Source organism: Chitinophaga sp. ARDCPP14 (assembly GCF_051362515.1).
Classification (GTDB): Bacteria; Bacteroidota; Bacteroidia; order Chitinophagales; family Chitinophagaceae; genus Chitinophaga.
The window spans coordinates 37,548-51,748 of record NZ_JBKIXB010000017.1; the positions used below are offsets into that span (position 1 = coordinate 37,548).

The following is a 14,201-nucleotide window of genomic DNA, read 5'->3' on the forward strand; positions in this document are numbered from 1 at the left end:
ATATATTCGCTCATATCTCCCTAATATTTTAATCAGTTATTAAATCTAAAAAGTAAAATCAGTAAAATCAGCGTAATCCTGAGAAAGACAAAATTCGCAGCAATCTTCGCTCATATCTCCCCGATCTTTTAAAATCAAAAGTGTTCAAATCCTTAAAATCAATATAATCAGCGTAATCCTGAGAAAGACAAAACCCGCTGCATTAGCGCCCTTGCAGTGGCAGCTTTACGTAGAACGTAGTGCCTTCGTTCAGCTTCGTTTCGAACCAGATCTCCCCTCTTGCCTGTTCAGCGATGTTTTTACACATGGCCAGTCCGAGGCCGGTGCCGGACGACTTGGTGGTGAAGTTGGGAACGAAAATGCGGGATTGAATCTCTGTGGAAATGCCTTCGCCGTTGTCGGATACGCTCACGATCACGTGATTGTCGGACGTCATTTGCAGCCGTACCACGATCTGTCCTTTACGGTCGTCGGGGATGGCCTGGATGGCATTCAGCAACAGGTTGGTGAATAGCCTGTTCATCTGGGTTTTATCTGCAAATACATAAAAATCGTGTGCGGGTTGGATGTAGGTAACTTCACAATCTTCATGCCCCTGGTACAAGGAGGTGAGGGAATACAATACTTCATTGAGCAGGAATTCTTCGTTGTTGGGTTCACCGATGCGGGCAAAGGCAGAGAAATCGGACGCAATATTAGACAGGTGTTCAATCTGTTCCACCAGTGTGCCGGCTACTTTGCGCGACAACTCCTTTACATTGGGAGAATCGCCGGCGATAGCGCGTTGCAGGTATTGAATGCTTAGCTTCATGGGTGTGAGCGGGTTCTTGATTTCATGGGCTACCTGCCGCGCCATTTCACGCCAGGCCCCTTCTCTTTCGCTTTTAGCCAGGCGTACCGCACTTACTTCCAGCTTGCGCACCATTTTATTGTATTCTTTTACCAACGCGCCGATCTCATCATCTTTATCCCATTCTATTTCATCGTTGCGCTGACCCAGGTTTACGTGCCGGAGCTTTTCTGTTACCAGCGAGAACGAGCGGGTGATGGAATTGGTGATCAGCAACGCCACCATTCCCGCAATGAGGAAAATGAAAGCGTTGAAATTGATGAGGGCCACGAGGAAGTTGGAGATCTGCTGGTTCAATTCCGTTTGTGTGGCGAAATAAGGAACGTTCAGGTAGGCGATCACTTCATGTGTATCATGATTGCGCAACGGCATGTAACCCGACAGGAACGGCATCACCCCAATGTATTCTGTATGGATAAACTGGATCTGTTCCAACCGGTATAAGCTGTAGAAGGCCTGCGGATCTATCTTCGTGGAGATTAAACCTTTATCGGTCATCATCGGCTGCGTGGTTTGCTGCAGGTTGCCATCACGGTCGTAGATATTAATATCCAGGGCCCTTTCATTGGCAATATCCGAGAGGGAGGCCGACAGCTTTTTCATCAGTTCTGAATCATACATATCCCCTACCTGGTCCAGGTCGCGTTGGTTTTCCAATACCTTTTCCACATCTTTCGATACCTCCCTCATGGTTTTGCTGAGCCTTTCCCGGTTCTGCATTTCCGAGCGGTAGATAAAGAATTTGATGGTGGTGATACCCAATATCAGGAAGGAGAAAATAACAACAAAGATGATGGTGCCATGTACTTTTTTGCGGATGCTGATATTGATCAGTGCCCGGAGGTTGCTGATCCGCATTCTTGCTTTGATGAGCAGGTCGAATGCTTTATATACGGCGATGATGAGCAGGAACAGGCAGAACATGTAGGCGAACAGGGTGATGAATTCCACGAACATCCTGTTTTCCTTTACCACTATCACTACTTTTTCGGGGGTAGCGCGGTAGATCAGTTCTGAATAACCTTTGATGGATTTTACGGTAACATCTGCGGCTGGCAGTTCATGCGCATATAAACGGACCGGGAACGGGAAGTCATTGTTATTGCTTACGAGAATGCCTTTATCATATACGGCAAATGAATAAGCGCCTGCGTATTCGCGGCCCGGATCGCTCATATCCCCTTCCACCAGCAGTTCCGGATAAAGCCGTTCGCTGCTTACCGGCTTTGGCGCCAGGGTGTATACCAGCCAGCCGGTAACTTCTCCGTTGGCGTTGTGAAACTCTTTTTTTGCGATATAGCTGTAGTCGTTGAAGCTGCGTTCATAATAATACAGGTCGTTGCCGGGCACCAGTGCAGGAGAGGCTTCCGATTCGGTAAATATCTGCCGGTTAAAAGTTAACAAGCTAACGGTATCCGAAGAAAACAGGGAGGCGCCGTTTTCGTCATATGCATAAATGTTCACCCGGAAGCGGCTCAGGTAGCCCTGGAAGTATTTGGGCAGGAGGAGGGTGTCGAACGCCGACTTACGGTGGATCCTGCTGCTGCGGTCCTGGAAAAAAAACTGGATGGCCTCATCATGTTCTATCTTTTTACCGATATCATTCAGCAGCATTTCCAGGTAAGGATCCTTTTGCTTGGACAGGTCTTCTGCGAGCTTCTGACGGGCATACAGCTCCTTATGATTGTTATAATGTACCAGTGCGCCGGAGGTGGTAATGGTGAGCAGGAAGAGCCAGAAGAGAAAGGGTACGGTAGCCATACTGCTTTCAAAGCGATCTGCGAGAAAGTCGAGCAGCACGATGTAAATCAGCAGCCAGATCACCATTGTAACCGAAAACGGCAGTTCGGGGTTATGGATACGGAACAGCAGCCAGATGATCCCTACAGCCGCCAGCCAAATGTATTTGGTGCGGTACTGGAAATTGGTGAGTTCATTCAGCAGGTAGTTGATGATCTGGGAGAAGAACAAAAAGCTGAAAGATATAAAGCCCAGTACCATGAAGCCGATAATGCTGTAGATGATACTGTATTCTGTAAGACTGAAGGGGTTGGTAACATCGAAAGAAATCTTGGAATCTATTACAAGGCTCTGGATGAGGTCTGCCAGGAATTGCTCCACGATATAGAGGATCAGGCTGGCGATGATGATCACCACGCTTTGCGCCCATCTTTTTTTGAGCACCGGCGGGTTGATAGTTTTTACGTGTTCCCGGAAGAAGAGGACCATCCAGAAGGTGAGTAATACGTTGATCAGCAGATCGCCGAGTGAGTAAAAGATTTCATCTTTTGCATAGATCCTGGGATCGAAGATATTGAGTTCCTTCAGGTTAAACGGAAACGGGTATACGTAGCTGAGCACCCGCATACCGAACACGATAAGGAACAGGAACAGGAAGCCATACAGCGGGTTGGTGCTTTTTGCCAGCAGGGTGGCAAAGAGGTTGAGGAATATCAGTACGCAGATACAGCCCAGCACCCGCAGCAATATGCTCAGGTTGTTGGAGGGGTGTACGTGCATGCCGGTGTTGTAATCGAGGAAGAACAGCGTTTGTTCCTGCCCGTTATTTACCGGCAGGATAATATGTTCCGGCACCACCAGGGCGGGTTGTTCCCGCAGGATGCTGTACTCCTCTCCCAGTTCTTCCTTGTCATAAAAGTGATTGACGAGGTAGTTGTTCTTAATGGCATATTCCATGCGGACGGGAATGGCTGCCACCAGGTATTGGGCGTGGCCCGGGGCTGATTTCACCCTCCGGGTGATGACTTCGTAATAGCCATTTTTCAGCTTCATGAACCGCTCGCCGTTTTCCAGTGACGTTTGCAGTTCTTCCGGCTGTACCTGGCTGGTATTCCAGAACGTAAGCCAGATGCCGGTGTTATTGGAATCGTAGGCAAAGAGGTAGTACTCCATGCCGGTAAGTTTGTCCAGTGTTTTCTGGTCGTAGCTGCGCCGGAGGAGGGAGGCGGTGAGGCCGGTATCTTTAACGAGTTTTTCGAATGTTTTTTCGCGTTGGTGGATACTCTTTTCCATGCTGCGCTTCACGCCTTGCGGGGACGAGTAGTACGACCAGTAGTTACTGAACAGGAAAGCGAAGGTAAACAACCAGGCTGCAATGATCAGGAGATAGCCATGTCGCAGGAAAAAAAGCCGTATTTCTTTAGTATCGATCAATGCGGGTGTATTAAGGAACTATTTATAATTGCTCTGTGGCTTTCACCTTATTCCAGAGTGTATCCATTTCCGTTAAGGTCATATCGTTGAGGGTACGGCCCTGTTCCAGTGCCAGTACTTCCATTGCCTGGAAGCGGCGCTGAAACTTTTTATTGGTGCGTTCGAGGGCATTTTCCGCGTCGATATTAAGGAACCTGGAATAGTTCACCAAAGAGAACATCACGTCGCCGAATTCATCTTCCATATCATTTATATTCCCGCTGCTCACTGCTGCTTCCAGTTCATTTACTTCTTCTTTTACCTTATCCCACACCTGTGCGGTATTATCCCATTCGAAGCCGGTTTGTTTGGCTTTTTCCTGGAGGCGCATGGCCTTTACAAGCGCGGGGAGCGACAGGGGAACGCCACTGAGCACGGATTTTTTACCTTCTTTCAGTTTAAGCTTTTCCCAGTTTTGTTTTACCTGGTCTTCCGTATCGGCTTTTACATCGCCATAAATGTGCGGATGGCGGTGGATGAGTTTATCGCATACGCCGTTTATCACGTCGTTTATATCAAATTTTTGCTGTTCAGAGCCTATTTTGGCGTAGAACACGATATGGAGGAGGATATCCCCTAGTTCTTCTTTGATGGACTTCCAGTCTTCATCGGTGATGGCATCGGCCAGCTCATAGGTTTCCTCGATGGTGAGCTGACGAAGCGTTTGAATGGTTTGCTTGCGGTCCCAGGGGCACTTTTCCCTTAAATCGTCCATGATCTGCAGGAGGCGATCAAATGTAGCTGTCTTTTCCATATTTTGTAAAAATAGGGATCATTTGGGGATTTTAATATTCATAGATGATTCCGGGCAGGAACGGGTCCGGAGAACCAAATGCGGACGTGTAAAAATGGGGAATACTTTTTCTTGGTAAAAAGGCCATTTTAGTTACATTTGCGAGCTATTAAATGGTAGCGATTTCATGGTTTGGAGATGGTAATTTTTGTAATTATTGTGGTTACAAAACCGGCATCTGGCAATCAAAAAATCCCAAAATGTATTGATTTATGAATCCGAAACACATTGCGCTTATTTCATCGGAGTTGGGTATTTCCGGTAAACAGGCAGAAAACACCATGGCCCTGTTATCTGAAGGCTCAACGGTTCCATTCATCAGTCGTTACCGTAAAGAGGTAACGGGAAGTCTGGATGAGGTGCAGATAGGCCGTATTGAAGACCTGCAGAAGCGTTATAAGGAGGTGGATGACCGTCGTGATTTTATTATCAAAACGATCACTGAGCAGGAAAAAATGACGCCTGAGTTATTATCCAAAATAGAAAACACCTGGGTACTGGCAGAGCTGGAAGACATATACCTGCCTTACAAGCCTAAGCGTAAAACCCGTGCCACAGTGGCCATTGAGAAAGGCCTGGAACCGTTGGCTACCCTGTTGTTTGAGCAGCAGGACGGTGATATTTCGGCGGCGGAAACATTTATCAATGAGCAGGTAGCTACGTCTGAAGAGGCGTTGAAAGGGGCACGTGATATTATTGCGGAGTGGATCAATGAAAACGCGGAGTGCCGTGATAAGCTGCGTAAGTTATTTGCCAATACCGGCAAGCTAACGTCTAAAGTAGTAGAAGGAAAAGAAGCCGAAGGCGATAAATATAAAGACTATTTCGAGTTTTCAGAAGATCTGCGGGAGATGCCTTCTCACCGGGTGCTGGCAATATTGCGTGCGGAGCACGAGGGTATCCTGTTCAGCTCTATTGCGCCGGTAGAGGAAGATGCCAATGCATTGATCAGCAAACAATTTGTGACAGGTAAAGGCAAGGCCGCAGAACAGGTAACCAAAGCGGCGGCAGATGCTTACAAGCGTTTGCTGCGTCCTTCCCTGGAGAATGAGTTCCGGACGGCTGCAAAAGAAAAAGCGGACCAGGAAGCAATCGAAGTATTTGCGGAAAACCTGCGGCAGCTGTTGCTGGCAGCGCCACTGGGACCAAAGGGCGTTATTGCCATTGACCCGGGTTACAGGACAGGTTGTAAAATAGTAGCGCTGGACAACCAGGGCAATATGCTGGACAACGATGTTATTTTCCCGCTGGAAAAAAATTACAAAAGAGATGATGCAGAAGCCCTGCTGAAGAAGTGGGCAGCTAAATATGATACCGAAGCTATTGCTGTGGGCAATGGTACTGCGGGCCGTGAAACAGAAGAGTTTGTGAAGAAGATTGATTTTGGCAAAAAGATCAATGTGTTTATGGTGAATGAAAGTGGCGCATCTGTATATTCTGCTTCAGAGGTGGCCCGTGAGGAGTTCCCGGAGCATGATGTAACAGTGCGTGGCGCTATTTCCATTGGCCGCAGGCTGATAGATCCGCTGGCCGAACTGGTGAAGATAGATCCGAAAGCTATTGGTGTGGGACAGTACCAGCATGATGTGAACCAGTCGTCGTTGAAACAGAGCCTGGACCGTGTGGTGGTGAGCTGTGTGAACAATGTGGGTGTGAACCTGAATACGGCATCCAAGCACCTGCTGGCGTATATTTCCGGTTTGGGCCCTTCCCTTGCGGAGAACATTGTAAAGTACCGTAAAGAAAACGGCGCATTCAGCAACCGTATGCAGCTGAAGAAAGTGCACCGTTTGGGAGATAAAGCGTTTGAACAGTGCGCGGGCTTTTTGCGTATTGAGAATGGCGATAACCCGTTGGATAATTCAGCGGTGCATCCGGAGCGTTATGACCTGATCAAGGAAATGGCGGCCAAACAACACAGCACTGTACAGGATCTGATGGGCAAAGAAGAGCTGCGCAAGCAAATTAACCCGAAGGATTATGTGAGTGCCGAAGTAGGTTTACTGACTTTGGAAGATATCCTGAAGGAGCTGGCTAAGCCTAGCCGTGATCCGCGCGACGAGATCTCTATTTTTGAATATGCCGAAGGCATTCATAAGATGGAAGATGTGAAGCCGGGGATGGTGTTGCCGGGCGTGGTGACCAACATTACTGCTTTTGGTGCATTTGTGGATATTGGTGTAAAGCAGGATGGGCTGGTGCATATTTCCCATCTCTCCAATAAATTTATCAGCAATCCTAATGAAGCGGTTAAATTGAATCAGAAAGTGCAGGTGACGGTACTGGAAATTGATGTGGCGCGTAAGCGTATTTCCTTATCGATGAAAGACAACGAGAAAGGCGGTGGCGGCGGTTCCCAGCAGCAGGGAGCCAGAAGGGAGTCCCGTGGCGAGCAGCCGCATCAGCAGAAGAAGGTGAATAAGCCGGCCGCTAAAGAGGCGCCGCTGAACGACTTCCAGGCTAAGCTGGCCGCATTGAAGAATAAGTTTGATAATTAAGATAAAGAAAGAAGGAAGGCCGGTGGTCTTCCTTCTTTCTTTCAGCGTTCATATTTCTGCATCCACTGCAGGAATTTTTCCGGGTAGTCGGTATCTCCTTTTTCGCTGAAGAGCATGAGACTTCTGTTCACAGTGAAGCCGATATAAATGATGTCCCGGTCCATATCTATGGCAATAACAGCTTCATCGTAGCCTGATTTTCCGGGCATATATCCTTCGTTAAAAAGTATTTTATTTTCCACTTCTATGGGTGGCGTTACTTTTAATCTTTCAAAAAAAGATTTGCGGGCTTTACCTATCAGTGCGTTAAGCCTGCTTTTCAGTGGCTCGGCTTCAAAAAGGCTGCTTTCCATGGCGTATTTGCCATCGAATTGCAGGAAACTGTTCCAGGAAGCGACCATGTCTGTCTGGATAGTATCGCCACCAGCGATCATGGTATCGGTAGGTGGCAGGTTAGACTGGTCGGCCAGTACAATCGCCCTTACTTTCTGGGCGGGGCTATTACATGCAAACGCGCAGATAGTGAGCGATAAAAGCGATGCAACAGGAATCCTTCTCGCACTCATGGTTAAATTTTTTTTGTGATACTAAAGGGGGCGAACAACAACTACCGGGTACCACTTTTCCCGGCAGTTAACAGCATTATTTATCAGTGGAAGGTTAACAAGTCACATATTAAAAATAATGGTTTTCAATAAAGTTCCGGGCTATTTGCCTTTAAATACAGGAGGTCTTTTTTCAATAAACGCCTGCATGCCTTCCTTCTGATCTTCAGATGCAAAGAGAAGATAAAAATTTTTACGTTCAAAATGTAATCCTTCTTCCAGGCTGGTGTCAAAAGTTTTTAAAATGGCTTCTTTGGCCATTTTTAGGGCTACCGGGCTCATGGCGGCTGTTTCCGCAGCCAGTTTTATGGCTTCCTGCAGGAACAGTTCCACGGGCACGATACGGTTAATAAGTCCGGCCCGGAGTGCTTCTTCCGCCGTAATAAAGCGGCCGGTGAGCACCATTTCCATGGCGAGGGCTTTTCCCACAGCGCGGGTTAGGCGCTGGGTACCGCCGGCGCCAGGCATTACGCCGAGTTTTATTTCCGGTTGTCCGAAGCGGGCTGTTTCGCTGGCTACGATCATATCGCAGAGCATCATGAGTTCGCAGCCGCCGCCCAGGGCGAAGCCGCTAACGGCGGCTATAATGGGTTTCTTTATTTTTTTGATAGTGTCCCAGGTACTGAACTGATCGATATTATACATGTCTATGGCCGATTTCCCGGCCATTTGTTTAATATCGGCGCCTGCGGCGAAAGCTTTTTCGTTGCCGCTGAGAACGATTACCCGCACTTCATCGTCCGCATCCAGGGCTTTGAGGGCGGCTCTCAGTTCGCTCATGAGTTGCAGGTTTAATGCATTCAGTTCTTTTGGGCGGTTTAATTGGATGTGGGCAACATAGGGCGCCACTTGCTGGTGTATGATAATAAATTCCGGTTGCATCTTTTAAAGTTAAAGAAATATCATAAACATCAGTAAAATGTAGATGAGGAATACGATGCCTGTTGACATGCCATAAGCTATGCTCAGTACAATACCTTTCAGCAGGGATTTCCTGAAGCTTTGCCGGTAGTTATTCCACAGCGCCAGCACCAGGTAAATGAAGATGATCCACCAGCCTATGGTCATAAAGATATCGTTATGGAAAATAAATTCCAGGAGAAGCCCAGTGAGGCCGATAATAAAGCTAAAGGAATGCAGGTGGATGGCAAAAATGGCGTGGTCGGCATACAGCCATTTTTTCTGTTTGCGGTACATCCATGTCATGAACAGGGCAAAAAGCGGCAGCAGGACAAACATCAACTTGGGCACATTATGGTTGAACATTTCAATAATGGCCTTTTTGGAGTCTTCTCCATATTTCTGGCGCACGCCGATAATCCGCCGGTATACCGACTTTTCTGCGCCGTGAAGGCGTGCCGAGTCCGGCAATTGCCGTTGCGCCGCATCAAATTCTTCCACGGTATGATAGCGGTTCATATTCTTCTTTATACTGGTGGGAGAAGAATCAGAGAGGGCCTGGTCCAGGGTTTCAATGCCTGTTTTTACGTTATCCCCGTTGTTTACCTGGGCCAGGGGGCGTTCCGTAACGAATTCGCCGGATTCCTTTTCGTTGCCATGTGGCAATGTAAACAGGCCAAAAAAGAAAACGAAGGATATAAATACGTATAATTTTATCGGGTTGACGTAGCGTACTCTTTTGCCAGCCATATATTCCCGGGAAAGGAATCCTGGTCTGAAAAGCAGGTATTTGAGGGTAGTGAGGAACTGGGAATCGTAATGAAAGATATCTGCCACGAAGTGTTTAACCAGGTGGGTGAATGTTTCATGTGGTACGGTATTTTCCTGTCCGCAGTGTGTGCAATACCGTTCAGGGACTTCTGTGCCGCAGTTCAGGCAATTTTTCTCCTTACGTAAAGGTTGTGATTTCAAGAGATTTAGATATTTTTGGTTGTAACAGCAGGCAAGATAAAAAAGAAATGACGAATTATAGCCGGATAAGGTCCGGTTAAAAAATTTTAATATGATTTTTGCGTTTTACCTTTGAACATTCAAAAATCAGCGATTTTACGGGCATGAAGAAAACGATCCTACTGGCACTGAGTATACTGGCATTTGCGGCCAGGGGTTTTAGTCAATATTACTTCCAGGACATTTACAACACGCAGCAAACGGTAGCGACTATGGCGCTGCTAAAGGAAAACAAGGTAAAAACGCAGCAGGTGCTGACGCTGGATGCAGATATGCAGCCGGACCGGGACTTCCGTTGTGAACGCAACCTGAATCCCACGTACCGGCAGATGAGGGCGCAGACTCAGTCCAGCTCCACCGGTTATTCGGCTATGACTTCTACGTTTTCTGCGAAGGGGCAGTTGACCAGAACAGTAGACAGTTCCGGTGCAAGTGTGACTACCACGCAGTACCGTTACGACGAAGGGGGGCGGCTGCAATATATCAGCAGCACTTCCATTGCGCGAGATAGTAAGCTTCGTTTTGATGAAAGCCGGACGTACCGTTATGATACGGCGGGACGGTTACAGCAGTTGATACAGCGTAAGGGCGGCGACTCCACGGTGGTAGCGTTTAAAACCGACAGTGCGGGGAATGTGATTGAAGAGCTGGATACGCGTCGTGGGACGAAGATCTATTATAACTACGACAAGGCGGGGCGGCTCACAGATGTGTACCGTTATCAGCCTGCGAAGAAGCGTATGTTACCGGACTATATTTTTGAGTATAATGCACAGGGAAAGCTGGTGAAGATGACTACCGTTAACGCACAAACGTCGTCGTATACAATCTGGCAGTATGAATATCAGCCGAATGGATTACCTTTGAGTGAAACGTGCTATGGCAAAGGGAAAGAGTTGTTAGGGATGGTGAAATACGGCTATGAGCTGAATCCCTGATGCAGTTTAAAAAAAAGGCATTCGTAAAATATTTTAATTCAACGTTAAAAAAATTTTGCAGCTTCGAAAAGATTCCTATCTTTGCAATCCCAACAAAAAAAGTTCTTATTAATAACGCGAAAGTAGCTCATTTGGTAGAGCACGACCTTGCCAAGGTCGGGGTGGCCGGTTCGAGCCCGGTCTTTCGCTCTGATTATTCCCTACAGACCCTGGTGGTGGAATTGGTAGACACGCGGGACTTAAAATCCCGTTCGCAGCAATGCGAGTGACGGTTCAACTCCGTTCCGGGGTACAATGCAGAAGTGACACTTCTGATGGAAAGGTCTCATCGAAATCGATGAGACCTTTTTCTTTTAAAATCAATGAGTTAAACCTGAAGACTCCTTCGATAGTAGCGGTTCGATATAGCCTCTCTTTAAACACCAGATTATGTTTGAACACCTTCTTAATTAAAGATTACTTTCTTGTTACCTTACTTTTAGTGTTTTTAAACTTTCCTTGAAATGGTCCTTTAGCCCGTCCTTGCATTCAGTAACTAATGGTCCACCTGTTTTTCAGAAAAACTTAAAAGCTCCATAATGTCCTCCATCATAGTATGCAATTTCTCACCTGGAAAATTATCGCTCTTATGATGCTGGCATCTGTAATACAGATAATATTTATTTCTACCTTTTGAATAGGCTGCTGTCATAGGAGTAGCACATCAACACCTCACAATACAGGCAGCCGGCAACTGGCAAAAAGTGCAAATAAAAAACGCTTTCATATAAAAACGCTCTTAATATTCGGACGTAAATTAGCTGGTGCAGGCAGGCCAACCGAAGGATACTATTAATTTTTACAAACAATCTTTACCAGCACTGTTATGCCAGTGGGCTTCCGGTGTTCAATTCTATCCCGTTTATGACGCGAATATTGGCAATTATTATCAGTTTCATATTGATCCCCGATCTATGTTTTTCACAAAATGGTATCCTACACAACCGGGCTTCCAAAATAATTACAATTACCACTCCTGATCAAAAGCTTTCCATCAGGATCGACTATTCAAAGGGATGCATTATTAAACAGGTAAACCTGAAAAATAAAAATACGATATCATCTTCGGGTGTATACACCAGTATCACTGCAGGAAGTGGAACCGCCTCATCTGCTGATCAAACAGGCGATATTAAAATAACAAATACCCCGAAAGGCATATCGCTAAGTGGTATCACCTACGGAACCGGGGCGCTTCAAATTAAAGAAACATGGGACTTTACCAGCAAAGGAGATAAAATAACCTGGGATATTACCCGCAACTATAGCACAACAACCGACCTGGAAGACATGGCCTTTCCAAAATGGAATTTTACAGATCTATCCGTTTGGAAAGGAGGAATTATTGATAACGGCGGGATGGTTTGGTGCAAATACCTAAAACAAATTAACGATACCTATGGCGTTCATACCGGTGGCGTAACATTCTGGAATGCTGATTCGGGAGATGCGTTAAGGATATCGCCTCAACCAGGAAGCGCGAATAAAATGGCTTCAAAATATTCCCACAGCGAAAATGGCGAGTTCACTTTTACACAATTGCTAACTGATTCCGATTTGCAGCAACGCCATCACCTGAGCCGCTTCGTATCACAAAAGTACGATGTATTTGCTCCCTTCCAGGTAAAAAAAGGACGCGTAAAGCTAAGCCTGGAACTACAATACATTGATTACAATAAGGAATATGCAAGAGGAACGCTTCCCGGTATTGATGCAACAGCAGTACGCGAGCTTTTAAATACAACCGGGCGGTATGGCGTGGTAGACAACAATATAGTAGGCGCAAATGGCTGGCTCACCAACTGGAAATGTCTCCATGAGCCATTTTTTGCGCAGATCGGGATGGCATTGAATGATCCACACTATATAAAAAACCTGGGTGCAACATTGGACCAGGAAAGAGATCAGGCGATGTTAAACGACGGTCGTGTGTTATCCCGCTGGCATAATGTACCCGGCGATGAAATTCCCGGCACATATAACCCGCAAACAGGCTATTATGAAGCCATGTGGGGATATACCATTGATTCACAAACGGGCTATGTGATCAATACAAGCGAACTGTTTGAGTTGAATGGTGACCTGCAATGGCTGCGTGCACATCAAGCAAGCTGTGAAAAGGCGCTGGACTGGCTGATAAAACGGGATTCCAACAACAACGGGATCTATGAAATGATGAATAACGGCGTAGCGGAAAAAAAGGCAAGCGACTGGTTAGACATTGTTTGGGCAAGCTTTGAAAATGCTTTTGTAAATGCGCAATTATACGAAGCATTAACGCTATGGGCCAAATGTGAAACGATTTTAGGCAATCATAAAATGGCCGGCCATTATTCAGCGATAGCCGCCCGTCTTAAAAGTGCATTTAATAGGCCGGTTGATGAAGGCGGCTTCTGGTCGCCGGCCAAACAACAGTATGTGTACTGGCGTGATAAAGACAACACCATTCATGGCGACAACCTGGTTACTCCTGTAAATTTTGCTGCCATTGCCTTTGGATTATGTGACGACAAGGAACGCATAAAACTCATTCTTGATCAAATAGAACAAAGAACAACAGCAGAACACCTGTTTCACTGGCCGCTTTGCTTCGATTCCTTTAAAAGAGAAGAGGCAAGCGATGGCAACTGGCCTTTCCCTAAATATGAAAACGGGGATATATTCCCCACATGGGGATATCTTGGTATCAACGCCTACGTGAAATATGATAAGCACATTGCGCTTAAATTCATTAATCATCTCCTTGATCAGTATAAAAAAGACGGACTCTCTTCCCAGCGCTACAGCAGAACAACCCAGCTTGGACTAGGGGATGATATCCTGGCTGGCATCTGTACCAGCATTACAGCGTTATACCAGGATATTTACGGCCTTCGTCCAAAATGGAACAGGATGGGGCTGGAACCCAATATGCTTGAAACCCTGAACGGAACGAAGTTTTCATATATCCACAGGCATACCGTTTATCACCTTGAATTGAGCGTTAATGATTATTTAATGAGCACCGGTAGCTTTTCTGTAAAAAGCAGCGAACCTTTTGGTGCGGATAAAAGCGGGAACACGCTTAAGTTCTACCCTGGTAATAAAGATACTGCGCAACTCCTGGTTCGTGCAGATCCGGGCAACCGTATTGACATGAAAATTACTTCGTGGAAGAATGATGTATTTGCATGGACTATTTCATCACACGGCAACTATCAATTCACCATTAATGGATTGCAATCAGGCTCAAAATATGAAGTAGTAACAAACAAAGATATTACCCGGCTTCAGGCGAATAACAATGGCAGCATTTCCCTGAATAAACATTGTAGTATGCCTGTTAACTTTTCCATCAGGAAAACATCTCATTAA

The 14,201-nt window shown here is 46.3% G+C and carries 8 protein-coding genes and 2 tRNA genes; 5 read left to right on the forward strand and 5 right to left on the reverse strand.

The window, feature by feature from the left end; all coding sequences use genetic code 11:
- Nucleotides 1-202: 202 nt before the first annotated feature.
- The gene (locus tag ACLHR0_RS30535; protein WP_429050429.1) at nucleotides 203-4,024 is read right to left on the reverse strand and encodes an ATP-binding protein; all 3,822 of its coding nucleotides are present in this window, start codon (nucleotides 4,022-4,024) and stop codon (nucleotides 203-205) included.
- A gap of 22 nt (nucleotides 4,025-4,046) precedes the next feature.
- Nucleotides 4,047-4,817, reverse strand: a complete 771-nt coding sequence (gene mazG, locus ACLHR0_RS30540; RefSeq protein WP_429050430.1) for a nucleoside triphosphate pyrophosphohydrolase — start codon at nucleotides 4,815-4,817, stop codon at nucleotides 4,047-4,049.
- 251 nt (nucleotides 4,818-5,068) lie between these two features.
- Between mazG and ACLHR0_RS30545 the strand changes: the two genes are divergently transcribed.
- Nucleotides 5,069-7,354, forward strand: coding sequence for a Tex family protein (locus ACLHR0_RS30545; RefSeq protein ID WP_436491576.1), 2,286 nt, complete (start codon nucleotides 5,069-5,071; stop codon nucleotides 7,352-7,354).
- Between the two features lie 41 nt (nucleotides 7,355-7,395).
- On the opposite strand, the gene ACLHR0_RS30550 is transcribed toward ACLHR0_RS30545, so the two are convergent.
- The 3 genes from ACLHR0_RS30550 to ACLHR0_RS30560 all read right to left on the reverse strand — a co-directional run bounded on the left by ACLHR0_RS30550 (nucleotide 7,396) and on the right by ACLHR0_RS30560 (nucleotide 9,831).
- Nucleotides 7,396-7,920, reverse strand: coding sequence for a hypothetical protein (locus ACLHR0_RS30550; RefSeq protein WP_436491577.1), 525 nt, complete (start codon nucleotides 7,918-7,920; stop codon nucleotides 7,396-7,398).
- Nucleotides 7,921-8,061: 141 nt separating this feature from the next.
- Nucleotides 8,062-8,841, reverse strand: coding sequence for an enoyl-CoA hydratase-related protein (locus ACLHR0_RS30555; RefSeq protein WP_436491578.1), 780 nt, complete (start codon nucleotides 8,839-8,841; stop codon nucleotides 8,062-8,064).
- A 9-nt stretch (nucleotides 8,842-8,850) separates the two neighbouring features.
- Nucleotides 8,851-9,831, reverse strand: a complete 981-nt coding sequence (locus tag ACLHR0_RS30560) for a DUF3667 domain-containing protein (protein ID WP_436491579.1) — start codon at nucleotides 9,829-9,831, stop codon at nucleotides 8,851-8,853.
- A 143-nt stretch (nucleotides 9,832-9,974) separates the two neighbouring features.
- Between ACLHR0_RS30560 and ACLHR0_RS30565 the strand changes: the two genes are divergently transcribed.
- The 4 genes from ACLHR0_RS30565 to ACLHR0_RS30580 all read left to right on the forward strand — a co-directional run bounded on the left by ACLHR0_RS30565 (nucleotide 9,975) and on the right by ACLHR0_RS30580 (nucleotide 14,201).
- On the forward strand, nucleotides 9,975-10,808 hold the full coding sequence (locus ACLHR0_RS30565) for an RHS repeat domain-containing protein (RefSeq protein ID WP_429050434.1): 834 nt from the start codon (nucleotides 9,975-9,977) through the stop codon (nucleotides 10,806-10,808).
- 116 nt (nucleotides 10,809-10,924) lie between these two features.
- Nucleotides 10,925-10,997: transfer RNA gene (locus tag ACLHR0_RS30570), tRNA-Gly, on the forward strand.
- A 17-nt stretch (nucleotides 10,998-11,014) separates the two neighbouring features.
- Nucleotides 11,015-11,100 (forward strand) — tRNA-Leu (locus ACLHR0_RS30575).
- 611 nt (nucleotides 11,101-11,711) lie between these two features.
- Complete coding sequence (locus tag ACLHR0_RS30580) at nucleotides 11,712-14,201, forward strand: hypothetical protein (RefSeq protein ID WP_436491580.1); 2,490 nt, start codon at nucleotides 11,712-11,714, stop codon at nucleotides 14,199-14,201.

Bases quoted from the DNA above. Each gene is read 5' to 3' on its own strand.
- mazG (WP_429050430.1), bottom strand. From the start codon at position 4,817: ATGGAAAAGACAGCTACATTTGATCGCCTCCTGCAGATCATGGACGAT.
- ACLHR0_RS30545 (WP_436491576.1), top strand. From the start codon at position 5,069: ATGAATCCGAAACACATTGCGCTTATTTCATCGGAGTTGGGTATTTCC.
- ACLHR0_RS30550 (WP_436491577.1), bottom strand. From the start codon at position 7,920: ATGAGTGCGAGAAGGATTCCTGTTGCATCGCTTTTATCGCTCACTATC.
- ACLHR0_RS30555 (WP_436491578.1), bottom strand. From the start codon at position 8,841: ATGCAACCGGAATTTATTATCATACACCAGCAAGTGGCGCCCTATGTT.
- ACLHR0_RS30565 (WP_429050434.1), top strand. From the start codon at position 9,975: ATGAAGAAAACGATCCTACTGGCACTGAGTATACTGGCATTTGCGGCC.
- ACLHR0_RS30580 (WP_436491580.1), top strand. From the start codon at position 11,712: ATGACGCGAATATTGGCAATTATTATCAGTTTCATATTGATCCCCGAT.